The following is a 16,510-nucleotide window of genomic DNA, read 5'->3' on the forward strand; positions in this document are numbered from 1 at the left end:
CATAGGGCGGATCCTTCTCATCGCCGATCATCCCGATCGACCCTTCAAAGCCAAGCTGCCGCAGCGATATCCCCGCCTGGGCACCAGCATGACCCGCGCCCACGATCAGAACGTCATAATAACTCATTCGTTCAGCCCTTCAACCAACGGCAGGGTGCTGCCATTCTGCCTCTCTACAGGTTCCACCGCATTGTCATTGGCGATGCCGGCGGGCATCGATGCCTGGCCGACCATTTGTTCGGACCAGTGCCGGAAAGGCAGGACGCTGCCGTTCCGCCGCCACTCATCGACTTGAGTCAGATCGACATCCGCGAACAACCATTGACCGTCATTGGCATGGCCGATGGCAAAGATGCCGTCATCCGGGGTGATGCCATCCGGCGGGCCATAGACGCCCGCCGCGCCGTAATTTTCATCGAGCGAGGGTAACCAGGGGGCAAGTCCCACCGTTGGCGCCTGTACCACATAGCATTGATTTTCGAGCGCGCGCGCCTGTCCGCCGATCCGCACCCGCCAATAGCCCTGCATGCTGTCGGTCGCCGAAGGTACGAGGATGATCCGCGCTCCGGCCTCAGCCTGCGCGCGCGCGATCAATGGGAATTCCGAGTCGTAGCAGATGGAGATGCCGACCGGGCCGAAGGGCGTGTCCAGAGTGTTGATCCGCGTGCCGCCCGAAATACCCCAGATTTCGCGTTCGAAGCGGGTCATCACGATCTTGTCCTGCCAGCCCATGCTGCCGTCAGGACAGAAAAGCCGCGCGCGGTTGACGATCAACCCGCGGTCGTCGCGCACCGGGCCGCTGCCCGCCACGATCACCAGCCCATGGCGTCTGGCGAGACGCCGGTGCAGTTCGTCCGCCCGGTCGCTGAGTGCCATCACCAGTTCCAATGAGCGCTGAAGGTCGGATGCAGCCGCCGGATCGCAGCCAGCCAGTTCCATCGCTGCATATTCTGGGAAAAGCAGCAGTTGAGCACCCTGGCCAGCCGCCTCTGCCACCCATAGGCTGATCTTGGCTTCCCACGCTTCATAGCTTGGCAGCAGCTCGATCGGATATTGTGCCGCCGCGATCCGAACTTCTTCCACCTTCGTCCCGTTCCCCCGGTTAATGCCTTTCCGACGGCGGATTTTGATCTGATGGGATCAGATCACCGCCCGAATGCTACATTCCTCGTATTTCCTGACCGGCGATCGGTTCGGATCGCCTGGAAATCATTCTAGAATTTCTTGATCCAGAAGCGCATGAGATGTTCGCTATCCTGCACATCCCCGACCTCCTTCCACCACAGATGCGTGTCGTAGTGAGGGGCAAGGCGATAGCCGCGCTTTTGCCAGAAATCATGCAAATCCCGCGTGTCATCGGGACGGCGCGGATCGTTTTCCTCCCGCACCACAGCGCAAAAGGCGGTGCAATCCGCACCGGCTGCTTTAGCTGCGGCTTCCCGTTCGTCGAAAAAGCGATGGCCGATGCCCTGTCCGCGAAATTGCGGAAGCAGAACCGATTCCCCGAAATAGTGAGTCGTTCCGATATCGACCCCGGCAGCCAGAAAGGGTCGCTTGATCACGTCCGATTGCGTCGCCATGGGTGAAGCGGTCGCCATGCCGACGGGAATGTCGCCGACCCGCGCGACGATGACGATCGCGTCGTCAGCGCTCAGAAATTCGTCCAGATAGGCCGCCTCATAATCCAGGCTGCCATCATAGAGATAGGGCCACGTCCTGAACACAGTCATGCGCAGCGTCGCGAGCGCGCGCAGCGACAGGTCGTCGCGGCCGATCCGCTCTACCACCAGCGGCGCGGCCTGATCGGCCATCATGCCGCTTCGCTGACCTGCCGCAGCCAGTCGGCGAGGTTGTAATGGTTGCTGACCCGCGCGATCCGGCCGTCGACAATGTCGAAAAAGGTGCCGACCCGAAGCCGATAGCGTTGACCGTGCGCGGGCGGCAGATCGCTGTCGGTCAGGAGATATTCGCCCTCCAGCTGGAATTCGGCCGCCGCGCGGGTACCGTCCGACGAGCTCAGGAAGACCGGATCGATCACCTGCTCGCGGTAGCAGCGGTTCATGTGATCGAGAAACGCAGCGAAGGCGGCCTTGCCATGGCGCGGTTCGCCCTGCGAGGGCTCATGCACGACATCCTCCGTCAGCAGGTCGAGCATGGCCCCGGCATCGCCACGGTTGAAGGCGGCATAATAGCGGGACAGAAGGGTTTCGTTCATCAGTCCTCCGGCGCGATGGTGACGCGCAATCCATCCAGTTCCGCCGTCAGCGCAATCTGGCAGGATAGGCGCGACAGGCCATTGCGATGGTCGCTGCTGTCGAGCAGGTCATTCTCGTCTTCGCTGACCGACGAGGTTTCGGGGCCTTCCTCCACATAGACATGGCAGGTCGCACAGGAACAGCATCCGCCGCAAAGCGCGAGCAGCTCGTCAAGGCCATTGTCCCGGATCGCTTCCATCAGCGACAGACCAGCCTCGGCCTGCACTGCATGTTCGGTGCCATCGCGACCAGTCACGAAAATCTGAACCATCAATCAATCCTTGCTGAGGCGGGCCGCATGCCAGCGCAAATGGTCGGCCATGAAAGTTGAAATGAAATAATAGCTATGGTCATAGCCTTCGCGCAGGTTGAGCGTCAGGTCGATGCCTGCCGCCTCGCAAGCGCTTTTGAGAAGTTCCGGCCGCAATTCCTTTTCCAGGAAAGGATCCGCGCCGCCCTGGTCGACCAGCAGGTCCGGCACGCGGGCGCCGTCCTCGATCAGCGCCACCGCATCATGCAGGCGCCATGTCGCGCGATCTTCGCCCAGATAGCCGGTCAGCGCCTTTTCCCCCCAGGGCACCTGGCCGGGCGCGACGATGGGCGCAAAGGCCGACACCGATGCATATTTGCCCGGATTGCGGAGCGCGACGGTGAGGGCACCGTGACCACCCATGCTATGGCCCATGATCGACTGGCGATCCATGTCCACGGGGAAATTTTCCGCGATCAGGGCAGGCAGTTCTTCGGTCACATAGGACCACATCCGATAATGGCGGTCGAAGGGCGGCTGCGTCGCGTCGACATAGAAGCCGGCACCCAGACCGAAATCATAGGCTCCAGCCGGATCATCCGGCACGCCTTCTCCGCGCGGCGAGGTGTCGGGCGCGACGAAGATCAGGCCGAGTTCCGCGCAAGCCGCACGAAACTCGCCTTTTTCCGTAACATTGGCGTGGGTGCAGGTCAGCCCGGACAGATACCAGACGACCGGCAGCTTCGTCCCGGGCTGATGCGGGGGAACGAAGACCGAAAAGGTCATCTCTGTCCCGGTGGCGGCAGAGGCATGTTTATACACGCCCTGCTCACCGCCGAAGGACCGGTTCGTGCTGACCTGCTCCATCGCCATGGGTCAGTTGCCGTCCGTGAAGGTGTAGGCGCAGACCTTGTTGCCTGCCGGATCGCGCAGGTAACCGGCATAGGCGCCGGGCAGGTGGCCGCGCGGACCGGCCGCACCCTCATCCGTACCGCCGGCGGCCACTCCCGCCGCATGGAAGGCATCGACCTCTGCCGGGCTGGCAGCGGAGAAACCGATCGTCACGCCGTTGCTGCTGGGCTCGCCGCCATTGCCGGGCTTCAGCACCAGGAATGCGGGCTTGTCCTTGCCGTAGAGGAAGCAGCTGTCGCCAAAGGGACCCATGTTCTTGATGCCGAGCGCACCCAGCGCCGCGTCATAGAACTTCGTCGATGCGGCAAGATCGCTCGCGCCGATGCATGTATGCGAAAAGACCTCGTTTCCGGAAATCACTGGATCGGCCATTTTTTCTCTCCTTGCAGGTGGAAGTAACTAGGGTCAGAAGACGACGACCGAGCGGATGCTCTTGCCGGCGTGCATCAGGTCGAAAGCGGTATTGATCTCTTCCAGGCCCATGACATGGGTGATCATCGGGTCGATCTCGATCTTGCCGGTCATGTACATGTCGACGATCTTGGGAACGTCGGTGCGGCCCTTGGCGCCGCCGAAGGCGGTGCCGCGCCAGTTGCGGCCCGTCACAAGCTGGAAGGGACGGGTCGAGATTTCCTTGCCCGCCTCGGCCACGCCGATGATGATCGAGGTGCCCCAACCGCGATGGCATGCCTCCAGCGCGGTGCGCATCACCTCGGTATTGCCGGTCGCGTCGAACGTATAGTCGGCGCCGCCATCAGTCAGCTCGACCACCTTCGCCACCGTTTCCTCGCGCGACAGGCCCTTTGAATTGAGGAAGTCGGTCATGCCGAACTTGCGGCCCCATTCCTCGCGATCGGGGTTGAGGTCGACGCCGATGATCTTTTTGGCGCCGGCAAGGCGCGCGCCCTGGATCACGTTGAGGCCGATGCCGCCGAGGCCGAAGACGACGACATTGTCGCCGACCTGAACCTTGGCCGTATTGATGACCGCGCCGACGCCCGTCGTCACGCCGCAGCCGATGTAGCAGCTGGACTGGAAGGGGGCGTCCTCACGGATCTTCGCCACTGCAATCTCGGGCAGGACGGTGAAGTTCGAGAAGGTCGAGCAGCCCATATAGTGGAAGATCGGCTGGCCCTTGTAGGAAAAGCGCGTCGTGCCGTCAGGCATCAGCCCCTTGCCCTGCGTGGCGCGGATCGCGGTGCACAGGTTCGTCTTGCCGGACAGGCAGCTTTTGCACTGGCGGCATTCGGGCGTGTAGAGCGGGATCACATGGTCCCCCGGCTTCACGCTGGTTACGCCGGGGCCAACCTCACGCACGATGCCCGCGCCCTCATGGCCCAGGATCGAGGGGAAGATGCCCTCGCTGTCGAAACCGTCCAGCGTATAGGCGTCGGTATGGCAGATGCCGGTCGCCATGATCTCGACAAGAACTTCACCGGCCTTGGGGCCTTCCAGGTCTACTTCCACGATCTCTAGCGGCTTTTTTGCTTCAAAGGCGACTGCGGCGCGGGTTTTCATGTCTCAGTCCTCATTCCGTTCTGATTTTTTTAGAAGCGAGCATGCCGTGGCATGGCTGGTAAGCTTCGCGCCCATGCGAATGATGGCAGCAAACCACGGAAGGCCCTCTTGATGCCGGACACTAGCGCTTTTTCAGCGAAGTGATAATATGATCTTTTCGCAAAAGTTTATTTCTCTGAAGGGATAATGAGATGTCCGCCTGGGACGGTATCGACGAGTTCATCAGCGTCGCTACGACGGGGTCCTTCACACACGGTGCAAAGAGCCTGGGAATGTCGACAACCCATGTCAGCCGGTCGATCATGGCCCTGGAGCAACGGCTCCAGGCGCAACTTTTTCACCGCACCACCCGCACCGTCAAACTGACGGACACAGGTCGCATTTTCCTGGAGCGATGCGAGCGCATTGCTCAGGACAGGGATGAGGCAATTGCGCTTGTCGGGGACAGTGGAGACCTGTTGGGCGAACTGCGCGTTACGTGTTCGACAGCGCTGGGCGAGCGGTTCGTGGCGCCGATCATCCGACGCTTTGCCATGCAGCATCCCAAGCTGAACGTGATCATCGAACTGTCCAATCGTGTCATCGACCTGGTTGGCGAAGGGTTTGATCTCGCGATAAGAACAGGTTCGGTAAGTGATACCCGGCTGATAGCGACACAGGTGGCGTCTCGAAGCCTCTACACCTGCGCCGCGCCAAGCTATCTTGCATCTGCGGGGCGCCCGAAGCGTATTGAGGACCTGGCGTCCCATGAATGCATCGCCGGTACGGCGGCGACATGGCATTTCAAGGTCAGCGAACGCGAAATCATCCATCGACCCAGGGGGCGCTTCAGGTGCAATAGCGGCCATGCCGTGATGGAAGCCTGCGTTTCGGGTCTGGGCATTTGCCAGTTACCTGATTTCTACGTCCTGCCCTATCTCAAGCATGGCATGGTGGAACTGCTTTTCGATGATCTGCAACCCAATGACGAGCCGATCTGGGCGGTCTATCCGCAGCGTCGTCATCTGTCGCAGAAGGTCCAGCAAGTCGTGAATTGCCTGGTGCACGAGCTTGGGCCGGCCATCAACAGTCGTCGAACGTTGAGTTGATACACGCTGCGCACTGCGTCGGAATTGACGCAGTGCGCGCGCTCCAGCCGCATCGGCGCCTGCCCGGTCAGCGCCAGCCCAGCGCGGGCGCGACATGGGTCAGGATAGCCTCCAGCACATGGGCGTTATAGTCGACGCCAAGCTGGTTAGGCACGGTCAGCAACAGGGTGTCGGCCTCGGCAATGGCTTCGTCCTCCCGCAACTGTTCGATCAGCCTGTCGGGTTCGGCGGCATAGGATCGACCGAAAACCGCGCGCATATTGTCGATCACGCCGATCTGGTCCGCGCTGTCATCCCGTCCGAAATAACGCCTGTCGCGTTCGTCAACGAGCGCGAAGATCGAGCGCGACACGGACACCCTTGGCTGGCGATCATGACCGGCAGCGGCCCAGGCTTCGCGGTAGGCCCGTATTTGCCTGGCCTGCTGAATGTGAAAGGGTTCGCCGGTCTCGTCGGCCTTGAGTGTCGAGCTTTGCAGGTTCATGCCCATGCGCGCTGCCCATTCCGCGGTTGCGTTCGATGCCGAACCCCACCAGATCCGGTCGCGCAGCCCAGCCGAATGTGGCTCGAGTCGTAGCTTGCCGGGCGGATTGGGAAACATCGGGCGTGGGTTGGGCTCGGCAAAACCCTCGCCCTTGAGCAATCTGAGGAATACCTCGCCATGCCGGCGCCCCATGTCGGAGCCGCTTTCGCCTTGAGCCGGCGCATAGCCGAAATGGCGCCATCCATCGATCACCTGTTCCGGCGATCCCCGGCTGATGCCAAGCTGTAGCCGCCCGCCGGCGATGAGGTCCGCCGCCCCGGCATCTTCGACCATGTAGAGCGGGTTTTCATACCGCATGTCTATGACGCCGGTGCCGATTTCGATCCGCTTCGTGCGAGCGCCGACGGCCGCCAGCAATGGAAAGGGCGAAGCGAGCTGGCGCGCGAAGTGATGCACGCGAAAATAGGCTCCATCGAGTCCCAGTTCCTCAGCCGCGACCGCGAGGTCGATCGATTGATGCAGGACATCCGATGCTGTGCGGGTCTCCGAGAAGGCTGCGTCGGACCAGTGACCGAAGGAAAGGAATCCGATCTTCTTCACAAGCGCTCCCATTTTTCAAATGGTGGCGGTCAATATGCGCCGCCCGCCAGCGTGGCAATGCCTTTTCGAGCAGCTTCGGTCGAGTTGAATCGGATCGCCGTTCCGGATTGGGTTATGCACGTCCAGCATGGCAAACCGCCTCTGGCCCTGCATGATCCTGGCCGCCTTGTGATATCGGTATGATCGAAAAGACTATGACATGTTTCGCCTTATCCGATGGACTGCTAGGAAAGCGGGGCGGAGGCGCATCAATGGCTAAAGAAAAACAGCTTTCCAAGGGGACGGCAGAGGGTGCTGGAGGTGCATCGAAGGAGGTGCGTGGTCCTGGCAGGCGCTTGCATGGCGCGATTGCGCACAAGCTGGGAACGGCGATATTGTCCGGCCAATATGCTCCGGGCGATGTCTTGTCGGGTGAAGTCGCCTTTTCCGAGGAACTGGAAGTGTCGCGCAGCGCCTATCGCGAGGCGATACAGGTGCTGACCGCAAAGGGGCTGGTCGAAAGCAGGCCCAAGGCGGGGACCCGGGTATTGCCGCGCAATCGCTGGAACCTGCTGGATCCCGAGGTGCTGGCCTGGGCCTTTGCCGGGGAACCGGACGTGCAGTTCGTGCGCGATCTGTTCGAACTGCGGGCCATAGTCGAACCCGCGGCGGCTCGACTCGCGGCGCAGCGACGGACCAAGGAAGACATCAGGCTGATGAAGGACGCCCTGGCTGCCATGCGCCGCCATACGCTGGCGACCGATGCCGGGCGCGGGGCGGACCGCGACTTTCACAATGCGATCCTGAATGCGACGCGCAACGACGCATTGCGGACGCTATCGGCCAGCATCGGCGCGGCGGTGAACTGGACCACCCAATACAAGCAAAGGGCACGCGCCTTGCCGCGCAATCCCATTCCGGACCATGCGCGCGTGTTTGACGCTATTGCGGCCGGAGACGCAGCCGCAGCGGCGGAGGCTATGGGCGTGCTCGTCGACCTGGCGCTGGAGGATACGGCGAGTGCCATGGCACGGTGACGGGATAAGGAAAAGGCCGAAGCGGACATCCCGCTTCGGCCTTTTCCGACTTCGAGCTTTCCGTCACCCGATCTGCTGATCAGGCAGCGCGTGGGTCGGCCTGGACCCCCAAAGTGCGTAGAAGAGGATATAGAGTTCGCACAGCGCCGTCAGCAGGAAGCTGGTCTGCAACCCGAAATGGTCCGCCAGCCAGCCCTGCACCACCACCAGCGCGCCACCGGCGATGGCCATGATCAAAAGACCCGATCCTTCCTCGGTCAACGGTCCAAGCCCCTTGATGCCGAGGGTGAAGATCGTCGGGAACATGATCGAGTGGAACAGGCCGACCAGGATCAGCGACCACATGGCGACAGGCCCTTGAGCGAAGACGGTGATCATCATCACGATGAAGGCGCCGACGGAAAAGGCAGCCAGCACCTTGCCCGCATCGATCCGCTGCATGATCGCCGATCCCGCGAACCGGCCGACCATCATGCCGCCCCAGAGGAAGGTCAGGTAACGGCCCGCCTGTTCATGGGTAAGATTGGCGATGTCGGGTTGGCTGACGAAGTTCACGAACAGGTTGGCGACGCCGATTTCCGCGATCAGGTAGATGAAGATCGCCGGAATGCCGAACACCAGGTTGCGGTGCGCCCAGAGCGAATGTTTCTTCCGCTCCTCCTTGGCGAGGCGCGTCGCGGCCGCGCCCATGGCGGGCAGCGGGAAACGCGCGATCACCACCGCCAGCACGACCAGCACGACGGCAACCAGGCCATAGGGCAGGATCACCGACTGGGCATCGGCCAGCCGCTCAGCCTGCGTCAGCACGATGTCGCCCTGCGCGGTGCCGCCCTTCGATCGGCCAAGGATCAGGTAAGCGCCGAACATCGGAGCGAGCATGGTGCCGGCCGAGTTCATCGCCTGGACCAGGTTCAGGCGCGAGGACGCGGTTTCCGGTTTGCCGACCACCGCTACATAGGGGTTGGCAGCCACCTGAAGCAGGGTGATGCCGCTGGCGATCACGAACAGCATGATCAGCGTCACGCCATAAGAGGGGATGGACGCCGCCAGCATCATGCCCAACGCGCCTGCCGCCATGATCAGCAGGCCGGTGACCAGCGACTTCTGGTAACCGACGCGTTCGATCAGCTTGGCCGAGGGAATGGACGCGACGAAATAGGCGATGAACCATACCGACTCGATCAATGTCGTCTGCGTATAGCTGAGCTCGAACACGCTGCGCAGGTGCGGCAGCAGCGTGTTGTTGATGACCGTGATGAAGCCCCACATGAAAAAGAGGCTGGCCAGCAACGTCAGGGCAGGGCCGTAGCGCGTGCCGGGATTATGGGCCGCGGCGGGCGCCGCAGTGGGGGAAATGGGTCCTGCCATTCATCCTTCTCCGGAAGAGTCGAAACGGGGCGCACCTGAACGGGGTTGCGCCTGATTATTTTGTATGAGTATATCTCCTCCAACGGCGCGTCAATCGCGTCAAGGGAGGAACCGCATGCGAAAGGCCTTTATGAACAGATCGGTGTTGTCAACGTTGTCATACGGTGCTGCCCTCATGATGACAAGCTCGACAGTGCTGGCGGCGGAGGCGAGCCGCGCGCCGGCCGGCACGCTGGCCGATGGAACCGCGATCGAGTCAATCACGCTGAAGAACGGGCAGGGCGTGTCGGCCACCATCCTTACCTATGGCGCGACGCTGCAGAAGCTGACCGGGCCGGATCGCAATGGCCGGATCGCGGACGTCCTGCTGGGCTATGATGATCTTGCCGGCTATGTCGACCATCCCAATTATTTCGGCGTGACCGTCGGCCGTTATGCCAATCGCATCGCCGGCGGCAGGTTCACGCTGGACGGCAAAAGCTATCAATTGCCGCTCAACGACAAGGTCAATTCGCTGCATGGCGGCGGCAAGGGCTTCGACAAGCAGCCATGGAGAGTCGTGTCGCTGAAGGATGGGCCGACCGCCACGCTGGTCCTGGCCCTCACCAGCCCGGACGGCGACGCCGGCTATCCGGGGCAGCTCGACGCCACCGTCACCTATACGCTGGACGAAGCAGGTAATCTGGGCATCGCCTTCGACGCGAGGACCAGCAAGCCGACCATCGTCAACATGACCAACCATGCGATCTTCGATCTGGCAGGTGAAGGGTCGAGGGACGGCGCGCTGGGCCATCTGCTGACCATCCCGGCCAAGGCGTTCACGCCCGTGGACGCCAATCTGATCCCGACCGGCGAACTGAAGCCGGTGGAGGGTACGGTTTTCGATTTTCGTGCGCCGCGCCGCGTCGCGGACGGGATCCGCGACGGGCGCGATGCGCAGATCGTCGCTGGACGCGGCTATGACCATAATTTTGCATTGGACAAGGGTGCGACCAAGGCGCCCGAACTTGCCGCGCGTCTGGAAGATCCGGCTTCGGGCCGCGTGCTCGACGTGCTGACCACAGAACCGGGCGTGCAATTCTACACGGGCAATTTCCTCGATGGCACGCTGATCGGCAAGCAGGGGCATCTCTACCGCATGGGCGACGGCATTGCGCTGGAGCCGCAGAAATTCCCCAATTCGCCCAACCAGCCCAAATTCCTGTCGGCGCGGGTGGATCCGGGCAAGCCCTATCACCATCAGATGGTCTACCGCCTGTCGGTCAAGCGCTGAAGGGATGTCCGGCATGGCTGAATGGCGCAAGATCGACCGCGGCGTGCGTGATACGCTGGGCGAGGGGACTTTATGGTCGGCTCGGGAGAATGCGGTCTATTGGACCGACATAGTCGCGCCGGCGCTCAATCGTCTGTCGCTCGCCGACGGCGTCATCCAGCGCTGGGCCATGCCCGAACCGCTCGGCTGGGTGGTTCAACGGGCGGGCGGGGGCTTCGTTGGCGGCTTCCAGAGCGGGTTCAAATGGTTGACGCTCGATCCTCTGACGATCACGCCGCTGGGCGATCCCGAACCGCATCTGCCCGGCAGCCGCATGAACGACGGCAAGGCGGATGAGAGCGGCGCCATCTGGTGCGGCACCATGGACATGACGGGAGGGCAGGACGTTGGCTTGCTCTACCGGCTCGATCCTGATGGCGGCTGGGCGATCGCGGACAGCGGCTATCGCGTGCCCAATGGTCCCGCCTTCTCGCCCGGCGGTGACTGGCTCTATCACAGCGACACGGCGCGGCGGCAGATATACCGTTTCTCCCGGACGGCCGGCGGCGGCCTGGCAGACCGCCAGCCTTTCATCCGTTTTGCCGAGGAGGATGGCTATCCCGATGGCATGACCGTCGATGCCGACGGGCATCTTTGGGTCGCCCATTGGGGCGGCGGACGGATCAGCCGATTCACGCCGGAGGGCAGGCTCGATCGATCGATAGCGCTGCCTGCCGGACAGGTGACGAACATCTGTTTCGCCGGAGAGAGACTGGATCGCATGTTCGTCAGTTCGGCGGCAATCGGCCTGCCGGAAAGCGAGTATGATGGTGCGCTTTTTGAAGTCTTCCCCGGCACGCATGGGCTGCCGACCAACCTGTACGCGGGGTAGGCGGCAGGCCGGACGAGTCGATGGCGATCATTTTCCGCCATCAAGCCTGTCCTGCTTCCCCTTCATCCGCCAAAGGTCTAAAGGCGGCGGCATGAACGACCTTGCCATATCATCGCCGCCAGCCGTCAGGGGGCAAAGCTGGAAAGTCACCTTCCCTTGCACGCGCGCCGAGGCCGAGGCGCTGGATGGCGACATCGCCGCCTTTGCCCTGATGGATCGGCCCCCCGTGCTGATGACCAGCGAGGCGGAACCCGACAATGAACATAGCTGGCGGCTGGACGCCTATTTCGAAGGTCGGCCCAGCCAGGCCGCGATCCGGCTGCTCCGTTCGCTTGTGCCCAGCGCCGCCGGCGTCAAGCCGCTGGTCGAGCAATTGCCGGACGAAGACTGGGTAACGCTCAGCCAGCAGGGGCTGGAACCCGTCACTGCCGGGCGCTTCCACGTCCGCAACCTGCCCAGTGATCCTGCGGCGCCCGGCCATGTCAATTTCCTGATCGAGGCGAGCCGCGCGTTCGGAACCGGCCAGCATGAAACGACGGCGGGTTGTCTGATCATGCTCGACCGCATGCGCCGGATCGGCATGCGCTTCGGCAATGTCGCGGACATCGGCACGGGAACAGGCCTGCTCGCCTTTGCCGCGCTGCATCTTTGGTCGCACGCCTATGCAACCGCGTCTGACATCGACCCGGTCGCGGTCGAGATCAGCGCAGCCAATGCGGCAGTGAATGGCGTTACCCTTGGCAAAGGCCAGGGGCAACTGGCGCTCTACGCGGCGGCGGGGGTGGATCACCCGGCGATCGCTACGCGCGCGCCTTATGACCTGCTGATCGCGAATATCCTGGCCGGTCCGCTGATCGAACTTGCCCCGTCGCTCTGCGCGATGGTGGAGGAAGGCGGCACCATCCTGCTTGCAGGCTTGCTGCAGGAACAGGCCGACGCGGTGCTCGCCGCCTATCGTGCCCAGGGGATGCGTCTGGCCGAGCGTACCGACCGGGGCGATTGGCCCACGCTCCGCCTGCGCAAGCGGCCCCGGATCGGGTGGAAACGACCGACGCGCATAGACGGCAATGCTCGCGGAGAAGCCCCCGGCTTTGGCAGTCTCTGATCCGACGGCGGGAGGCATTTGGAGCGCCGTTGCATCAGATGCAGGTGGCGCGCTCCGGATTCATATTGTCGCATCGTCATAAGTGGATGATCGATTTCCACTTGTGACAATGTCCTAATCCACAAATCCTGCGCCAAGCAGCAGAAGCAATTTCACGTCGATGGCGAAACCGTCCTTCCGCCATGCCGCGATCCTTTCATGGATGGCGTTCAGCGGAACGCGATGAACCCGGATGTCCTCGCCCTCCACACCGCCGCCTTCCCCGGTTTTCACCAGGTCATGCGCCCGGAACAGGCTGAAGCTTTCCGACACCATGCCGGGTGAGCTATAATATTCACCCAGATTTTCCAGACGGCCCGGACGGTAGCCGGTCTCCTCCTCCAGTTCCCGGGTAGCGGCCAGCATGGCTTCCTCGCCTTCTTCCTGGTCGCCCACCAGCCCGGCGGGAAGTTCGATGCAGCGGCGGCCCAGCGGTACGCGGAATTGGTCGACCAGCAGCACGTGCCGTCCATCTGCCGCCTCATCCACGGCCAGGATGACGGCGGCATGGATGCCCCGTGCCCTGCCCACATATTCCCAGCGCCCCCGCCGCTTGGCCGTGATGAATCTCCCCTCCCACATGATCTCTTCGGGGGAGGTTCCGTCATGTTCGCTCATAGTTCGATCAGCCTGTCGGGCAATTCGTTGGGATTGTCGCCGGTCGCGGGAAAATGTTCGGCCAGCACCCGGCCGACCTGCCGTACAGCTTCCGCCATGCCTTCAGCGGCGCGACCTGCCTGTGCACCATCCACCAGCGCGGCCATCGCCTTGCCCCAGACCTCGGGCGCGACCTTTTCATTGATCGCTGCATCCGCGACGAGTTCCGCCCGATGTTCATCCAGCGAGAGATAGATGAGCACGCCGGTCCGCCCGCGCGTTCGTCCCTGCGCAACAGCGCGGAACAGCGTGATGGCGCGGCGGCGCACACGGCGGGCCTTGGTGGCCTTTGGCGTCAGCGCCATGCGCAGCGGCATCCAGGCGAGCGCATAGCGGACGATCAGGAATTTGAGGATCAGCAGGCCCAGCAGGACCGTCAGCAGCTTCCAATCCTCGATCTCATGTTCCCAGCTTTGCAGCAGCCAGGAACAGAGGCGGCGAAACTGCTGCGGGAAGGCTGCCGCCACCGAAAGGGCCAGGAACACCACGCCTATCGCCCAGTGCAGTCCGGCGTCATGATAGGCGTCGGACCGGCGTGCCACGATGGTGACGATCTCACCATCGGTAGCCTTCTCCGCTTCGACGACGGCGGCCGTTACGTGGTCGCGATCGGCTTCGTTCATGATCAGGCGCATCACCAGTCTCCCGAGGCGCCGCCGCCGCCGAAGCTGCCGCCGCCGCCGGAGAAGCCGTCGCTTCCGCCGCCCCAGCCGCCCCCGCCCCAGCCCGATCCGCCCCCGCCGCCCCAGCCGGAATCGCCGGGCCCCCAGAGGATGATCGGTCCTGACCCGCCCCGATAGCGGCGTCCTTTGCCTCGTCCGGCAAGCATGGCGACGATGATGATCGCGACGACGATGAGCCAGAATATCAGCATGAATGTCCCGCCATCGTCCGACGCGTCGCGTGCTTTGGCCTCGGCCTGCGCCGCAAGTGCCCTGGCTTCTTCAGGCGGCAGGCTCAGCAGCTTGCCAATCGCATCCACCCCTGCATCGATGCCGCCCGGCAAGTCGCCTGCCTTGAATCGGGGCGTGATGTCGTTCCGGATGATCTGGGAAGAGAGCGCATCGGTCATGATGCCCTCCAGACCGTAGCCGACCTCGATCCGGACCTTGCGCTCCTTGGGGGCAATGATCAGCAGTGCGCCGTCATTCCTGTCCTTGGAGCCGATGCCCCAGGCGCGGCCGAGCTGATAGCCATAATCGGATATGTCATAACCCTGAAGGTCCGGCAGGGTCGCAACCACCAACTGACGCCCGCTCTGCTTTTCCAGCGCAGCAAGCTTGTCGGTCAGGGCCTGTTTCTGCTGCGCGGACAGCAGGGAGGCGTCGTCCACCACCCGCCCTGTCAGCTTGGGAAAGGTCTGGGCCTGCGCGGCAGGCGCAATTCCCGCCATCCCCGCGGCAGGCAGGAAAGCCAGCAGCGCGAGGATCAGGAGCAGGCGGCGGAGCATCACCGGCTCAGTTGCCGAAATCGACCTTCGGCGCCTCTTCCGCGCCTGGCGTCGTGGCCTGGAACGGGGTCATGGGTTTGGCGCCATGGATGATCTTGGCGCCGATCGCATCGGGGAAGGTGCGGATGCGGGTATTATAGGCGCGCACCGCTTCATTATAGTCGCGGATGGCGACAGCGATGCGGTTCTCCGTTCCTTCAAGCTGCGACTGCAGATCAAGGAAATTCTGGTTGGTCTTGAGCTCGGGATAGGCTTCGACCGAAGCGAGCAGACGGCCCAGCCCTTGGCTCAACTGCGCCTGCGCCTGCTGGAACTGCTGCACCTTGGCTGGGTCGGACAGATCGGCCGCAGTGACCTGGACCGAAGTCGCCTTGGCGCGGGCTTCCGTCACCTTTACCAGCGTGTCCTGTTCCTGCTTGCCCGCGGCCTTCACCGTGGCCACGAGGTTGCCGACCAGATTGGCCCGGCGCTGATATTGGGCCTGCACGTCGGCCCATTTGGCCTTGGCGACCTCTTCTGCGGCAGGGACGCTGTTGATGCCGCAGGCGCTGAGCGCAAAGGCGCCCAACAGAGGCAGGAGGAAAAGTCGGAACTGGCGCAGGATCGTCATGGAACATCCTCAGGCTTGTTTCGTGTGACGAAATAGGCGGTTGTTGAAGCCTGCGCAACGGTCCATGCTGTCAATATCGCAATCAGGACAAGGGGTTCGCCATGGGGCTGATTTCCGAATTCAAGACGTTCATCAATCGCGGCAATGTCATGGACCTGGCCGTCGGCGTGATCATCGGCGGCGCATTCGCAACCATCACCAAGTCGCTGACGGACGATCTGATCATGCCGGTCGTCGGCTATATCTTCGGGGGCGCCGACTTTTCCGGCTATTTCATCCGGCTGGGAGAGATTCCCGCCGGGTTCAAGGGCAATCCGAACAGCTATGCCGATCTGAAGGCCGCCAATGTCGCCATGTTCGGCTGGGGTGAATTCCTGACGGTCTTCGTCAATTTCCTGATCCTGGCCTTCATCATTTTCCTGCTGGTCAGGGCAGTGAACAAGCTGATGCCCAAGCCCGATGAGGCGCCGGCGGCCACGCCGGAGGACGTGCTACTGCTGCGCGAAATTCGGGATTCCCTTAAAAAATAGGTCGTTTCTGCGACGAAAGGAGCCTGCGGCGGGAACCATATTTCCCGCGACCAGTTGATGGGCGTCAGGGTTCCGGGCATCCGGTCCCCTTGCCGAATGACGTCAGCCCATGGGGGCGCAACAGGAGAAAACGCCGTGAAAACCTTCGTATCAGTCCTTGGCCTTGCCAGCCTGATCGCACTTGCTGCGTGCGATTCCAAGCAGGAGAACAAGGTCGAGAACGCGTATGAGAATCAGGCGGACGCCATCGACAACCAGGCTGACAATATGGAAGCGATGGCCGACAATCTGAGCGGCAATGCCGAAAATGCCGCTGAAAACGCTGCCGACGCGCTGGAGAACAAGGCGGATGCCACCCGCGAAGCCGGCGAGAAGGCGGCCGACGCGGTTGAGAAGAACCAGACGCACTGATCCAGGCTTTCTACCCGAGCCGCAGGGGGCGTCGCGACGGTCTGTCGCGGCGCCCCTTTCTTTTGCATTGCGG

The 16,510-nt window shown here is 62.6% G+C and carries 21 protein-coding genes; 7 read left to right on the forward strand and 14 right to left on the reverse strand.

Annotation, left to right across the window (positions count from 1 at the left end):
* The 8 genes from MRBLMA1_RS00005 to MRBLMA1_RS00040 all read right to left on the reverse strand — a co-directional run.
* Positions 1 to 127 (reverse strand): FAD-dependent oxidoreductase (locus tag MRBLMA1_RS00005; RefSeq protein ID WP_363735348.1); only part of this gene is annotated, 127 nt, incomplete at its 3' end.
* Positions 124 to 1,083 carry a carbon-nitrogen hydrolase family protein gene (locus MRBLMA1_RS00010; RefSeq protein ID WP_363734391.1) on the reverse strand — a complete coding sequence of 320 codons (960 nt, stop codon included), beginning with the start codon at positions 1,081 to 1,083 and terminating at the stop codon, positions 124 to 126. The genes MRBLMA1_RS00005 and MRBLMA1_RS00010, both read right to left, overlap by 4 nt.
* Before the next feature lie 131 nt (positions 1,084 to 1,214).
* Positions 1,215 to 1,814, reverse strand: coding sequence for a GNAT family N-acetyltransferase (locus tag MRBLMA1_RS00015; RefSeq protein ID WP_363734392.1), 600 nt, complete (start codon positions 1,812 to 1,814; stop codon positions 1,215 to 1,217).
* Complete coding sequence (locus MRBLMA1_RS00020) at positions 1,811 to 2,215, reverse strand: ketosteroid isomerase-related protein (protein ID WP_363734393.1); 405 nt, start codon at positions 2,213 to 2,215, stop codon at positions 1,811 to 1,813. Before MRBLMA1_RS00020 ends, MRBLMA1_RS00015 begins: the two co-directional genes overlap by 4 nt.
* Positions 2,215 to 2,526 (reverse strand): 2Fe-2S iron-sulfur cluster-binding protein, encoded by a 312-nt coding sequence (locus MRBLMA1_RS00025; RefSeq protein ID WP_363734394.1) that lies wholly within the window; start codon positions 2,524 to 2,526, stop codon positions 2,215 to 2,217. The genes MRBLMA1_RS00020 and MRBLMA1_RS00025 overlap by 1 nt, the downstream gene beginning before the upstream one ends.
* Positions 2,527 to 2,529: 3 nt before the next feature.
* A complete protein-coding gene (gene fghA / locus MRBLMA1_RS00030; protein ID WP_363735349.1) occupies positions 2,530 to 3,372 on the reverse strand; it encodes an S-formylglutathione hydrolase in 843 nt (280 codons plus the stop codon).
* 9 nt (positions 3,373 to 3,381) lie between these two features.
* Entirely contained in the window at positions 3,382 to 3,789 is a 408-nt protein-coding gene (locus MRBLMA1_RS00035) for a VOC family protein (RefSeq protein ID WP_363734395.1), read from the reverse strand.
* Positions 3,790 to 3,822: 33 nt separating this feature from the next.
* Positions 3,823 to 4,935 carry an S-(hydroxymethyl)glutathione dehydrogenase/class III alcohol dehydrogenase gene (locus MRBLMA1_RS00040; protein WP_363734396.1) on the reverse strand — a complete coding sequence of 371 codons (1,113 nt, stop codon included), beginning with the start codon at positions 4,933 to 4,935 and terminating at the stop codon, positions 3,823 to 3,825.
* Positions 4,936 to 5,126: 191 nt separating this feature from the next.
* On the opposite strand from MRBLMA1_RS00040, the gene MRBLMA1_RS00045 reads away from it, so the two are divergent.
* Positions 5,127 to 6,023 carry a LysR family transcriptional regulator gene (locus tag MRBLMA1_RS00045; protein ID WP_363734397.1) on the forward strand — a complete coding sequence of 299 codons (897 nt, stop codon included), beginning with the start codon at positions 5,127 to 5,129 and terminating at the stop codon, positions 6,021 to 6,023.
* A gap of 67 nt (positions 6,024 to 6,090) precedes the next feature.
* Here the strand turns inward: MRBLMA1_RS00045 and MRBLMA1_RS00050 are convergent, their stop codons facing one another.
* Positions 6,091 to 7,107: an LLM class flavin-dependent oxidoreductase gene (locus MRBLMA1_RS00050; RefSeq protein WP_363734398.1), complete on the reverse strand. Its 1,017-nt coding sequence runs from the start codon at positions 7,105 to 7,107 to the stop codon at positions 6,091 to 6,093.
* A 251-nt stretch (positions 7,108 to 7,358) separates the two neighbouring features.
* Here MRBLMA1_RS00050 and MRBLMA1_RS00055 point away from each other — a divergent pair, with 251 nt between their 5' ends.
* On the forward strand, positions 7,359 to 8,123 hold the full coding sequence (locus MRBLMA1_RS00055; RefSeq protein ID WP_363734399.1) for a FadR/GntR family transcriptional regulator: 765 nt from the start codon (positions 7,359 to 7,361) through the stop codon (positions 8,121 to 8,123).
* A 63-nt stretch (positions 8,124 to 8,186) separates the two neighbouring features.
* Here the strand turns inward: MRBLMA1_RS00055 and MRBLMA1_RS00060 are convergent, their stop codons facing one another.
* Complete coding sequence (locus tag MRBLMA1_RS00060; protein WP_363734400.1) at positions 8,187 to 9,491, reverse strand: sugar MFS transporter; 1,305 nt, start codon at positions 9,489 to 9,491, stop codon at positions 8,187 to 8,189.
* 175 nt (positions 9,492 to 9,666) lie between these two features.
* Here MRBLMA1_RS00060 and MRBLMA1_RS00065 point away from each other — a divergent pair, with 175 nt between their 5' ends.
* The 3 genes from MRBLMA1_RS00065 to MRBLMA1_RS00075 all read left to right on the forward strand — a co-directional run bounded on the left by MRBLMA1_RS00065 (position 9,667) and on the right by MRBLMA1_RS00075 (position 12,740).
* Positions 9,667 to 10,764 carry an aldose epimerase family protein gene (locus tag MRBLMA1_RS00065; protein WP_363734401.1) on the forward strand — a complete coding sequence of 366 codons (1,098 nt, stop codon included), beginning with the start codon at positions 9,667 to 9,669 and terminating at the stop codon, positions 10,762 to 10,764.
* Positions 10,765 to 10,777: 13 nt separating this feature from the next.
* Positions 10,778 to 11,635, forward strand: coding sequence for an SMP-30/gluconolactonase/LRE family protein (locus MRBLMA1_RS00070; protein ID WP_363734402.1), 858 nt, complete (start codon positions 10,778 to 10,780; stop codon positions 11,633 to 11,635).
* Positions 11,636 to 11,726: 91 nt separating this feature from the next.
* Entirely contained in the window at positions 11,727 to 12,740 is a 1,014-nt protein-coding gene (locus MRBLMA1_RS00075; protein ID WP_363734403.1) for a 50S ribosomal protein L11 methyltransferase, read from the forward strand.
* Between the two features lie 114 nt (positions 12,741 to 12,854).
* Here MRBLMA1_RS00075 and MRBLMA1_RS00080 read toward each other — a convergent pair whose 3' ends face one another.
* The 4 genes from MRBLMA1_RS00080 to MRBLMA1_RS00095 are packed head-to-tail and all read right to left on the reverse strand — an operon-like array spanning position 12,855 to position 15,496.
* Positions 12,855 to 13,397 carry an NUDIX hydrolase gene (locus MRBLMA1_RS00080; protein WP_363734404.1) on the reverse strand — a complete coding sequence of 181 codons (543 nt, stop codon included), beginning with the start codon at positions 13,395 to 13,397 and terminating at the stop codon, positions 12,855 to 12,857.
* Positions 13,394 to 14,071 carry a TPM domain-containing protein gene (locus tag MRBLMA1_RS00085; RefSeq protein WP_363734405.1) on the reverse strand — a complete coding sequence of 226 codons (678 nt, stop codon included), beginning with the start codon at positions 14,069 to 14,071 and terminating at the stop codon, positions 13,394 to 13,396. The genes MRBLMA1_RS00080 and MRBLMA1_RS00085 overlap by 4 nt, the downstream gene beginning before the upstream one ends.
* A complete protein-coding gene (locus tag MRBLMA1_RS00090; protein ID WP_363734406.1) occupies positions 14,071 to 14,886 on the reverse strand; it encodes a TPM domain-containing protein in 816 nt (271 codons plus the stop codon). Before MRBLMA1_RS00090 ends, MRBLMA1_RS00085 begins: the two co-directional genes overlap by 1 nt.
* 7 nt (positions 14,887 to 14,893) lie before the next feature.
* Positions 14,894 to 15,496: a LemA family protein gene (locus tag MRBLMA1_RS00095; RefSeq protein WP_363734407.1), complete on the reverse strand. Its 603-nt coding sequence runs from the start codon at positions 15,494 to 15,496 to the stop codon at positions 14,894 to 14,896.
* A 101-nt stretch (positions 15,497 to 15,597) separates the two neighbouring features.
* Between MRBLMA1_RS00095 and mscL the strand changes: the two genes are divergently transcribed.
* On the forward strand, positions 15,598 to 16,026 hold the full coding sequence (mscL, locus tag MRBLMA1_RS00100; protein WP_363734408.1) for a large conductance mechanosensitive channel protein MscL: 429 nt from the start codon (positions 15,598 to 15,600) through the stop codon (positions 16,024 to 16,026).
* A 135-nt stretch (positions 16,027 to 16,161) separates the two neighbouring features.
* Complete coding sequence (locus tag MRBLMA1_RS00105) at positions 16,162 to 16,437, forward strand: hypothetical protein (RefSeq protein WP_363734409.1); 276 nt, start codon at positions 16,162 to 16,164, stop codon at positions 16,435 to 16,437.
* Positions 16,438 to 16,510: the final 73 nt, after the last annotated feature.

It is taken from the genome of Sphingobium sp. LMA1-1-1.1 (assembly GCF_040676365.1).
In the GTDB taxonomy this organism is placed as follows: domain Bacteria; phylum Pseudomonadota; class Alphaproteobacteria; order Sphingomonadales; family Sphingomonadaceae; genus Sphingobium.

What these genes read in the sequence shown, in the direction of transcription:
- MRBLMA1_RS00060 (WP_363734400.1), bottom strand. Translation starts at nt 9,491, where the DNA reads ATGGCAGGACCCATTTCCCCCACTGCGGCGCCCGCCGCGGCCCATAAT.
- MRBLMA1_RS00025 (WP_363734394.1), bottom strand. Translation starts at nt 2,526, where the DNA reads ATGGTTCAGATTTTCGTGACTGGTCGCGATGGCACCGAACATGCAGTG.
- MRBLMA1_RS00090 (WP_363734406.1), bottom strand. Translation starts at nt 14,886, where the DNA reads ATGCTCCGCCGCCTGCTCCTGATCCTCGCGCTGCTGGCTTTCCTGCCT.
- MRBLMA1_RS00020 (WP_363734393.1), bottom strand. Translation starts at nt 2,215, where the DNA reads ATGAACGAAACCCTTCTGTCCCGCTATTATGCCGCCTTCAACCGTGGC.
- MRBLMA1_RS00015 (WP_363734392.1), bottom strand. Translation starts at nt 1,814, where the DNA reads ATGATGGCCGATCAGGCCGCGCCGCTGGTGGTAGAGCGGATCGGCCGC.
- MRBLMA1_RS00095 (WP_363734407.1), bottom strand. Translation starts at nt 15,496, where the DNA reads ATGACGATCCTGCGCCAGTTCCGACTTTTCCTCCTGCCTCTGTTGGGC.
- MRBLMA1_RS00045 (WP_363734397.1), top strand. Translation starts at nt 5,127, where the DNA reads ATGTCCGCCTGGGACGGTATCGACGAGTTCATCAGCGTCGCTACGACG.
- MRBLMA1_RS00080 (WP_363734404.1), bottom strand. Translation starts at nt 13,397, where the DNA reads ATGAGCGAACATGACGGAACCTCCCCCGAAGAGATCATGTGGGAGGGG.
- MRBLMA1_RS00085 (WP_363734405.1), bottom strand. Translation starts at nt 14,071, where the DNA reads ATGCGCCTGATCATGAACGAAGCCGATCGCGACCACGTAACGGCCGCC.
- MRBLMA1_RS00065 (WP_363734401.1), top strand. Translation starts at nt 9,667, where the DNA reads ATGATGACAAGCTCGACAGTGCTGGCGGCGGAGGCGAGCCGCGCGCCG.
- MRBLMA1_RS00055 (WP_363734399.1), top strand. Translation starts at nt 7,359, where the DNA reads ATGGCTAAAGAAAAACAGCTTTCCAAGGGGACGGCAGAGGGTGCTGGA.
- MRBLMA1_RS00070 (WP_363734402.1), top strand. Translation starts at nt 10,778, where the DNA reads ATGGCTGAATGGCGCAAGATCGACCGCGGCGTGCGTGATACGCTGGGC.
- MRBLMA1_RS00040 (WP_363734396.1), bottom strand. Translation starts at nt 4,935, where the DNA reads ATGAAAACCCGCGCCGCAGTCGCCTTTGAAGCAAAAAAGCCGCTAGAG.
- MRBLMA1_RS00075 (WP_363734403.1), top strand. Translation starts at nt 11,727, where the DNA reads ATGAACGACCTTGCCATATCATCGCCGCCAGCCGTCAGGGGGCAAAGC.
- mscL (WP_363734408.1), top strand. Translation starts at nt 15,598, where the DNA reads ATGGGGCTGATTTCCGAATTCAAGACGTTCATCAATCGCGGCAATGTC.
- MRBLMA1_RS00035 (WP_363734395.1), bottom strand. Translation starts at nt 3,789, where the DNA reads ATGGCCGATCCAGTGATTTCCGGAAACGAGGTCTTTTCGCATACATGC.
- fghA (WP_363735349.1), bottom strand. Translation starts at nt 3,372, where the DNA reads ATGGAGCAGGTCAGCACGAACCGGTCCTTCGGCGGTGAGCAGGGCGTG.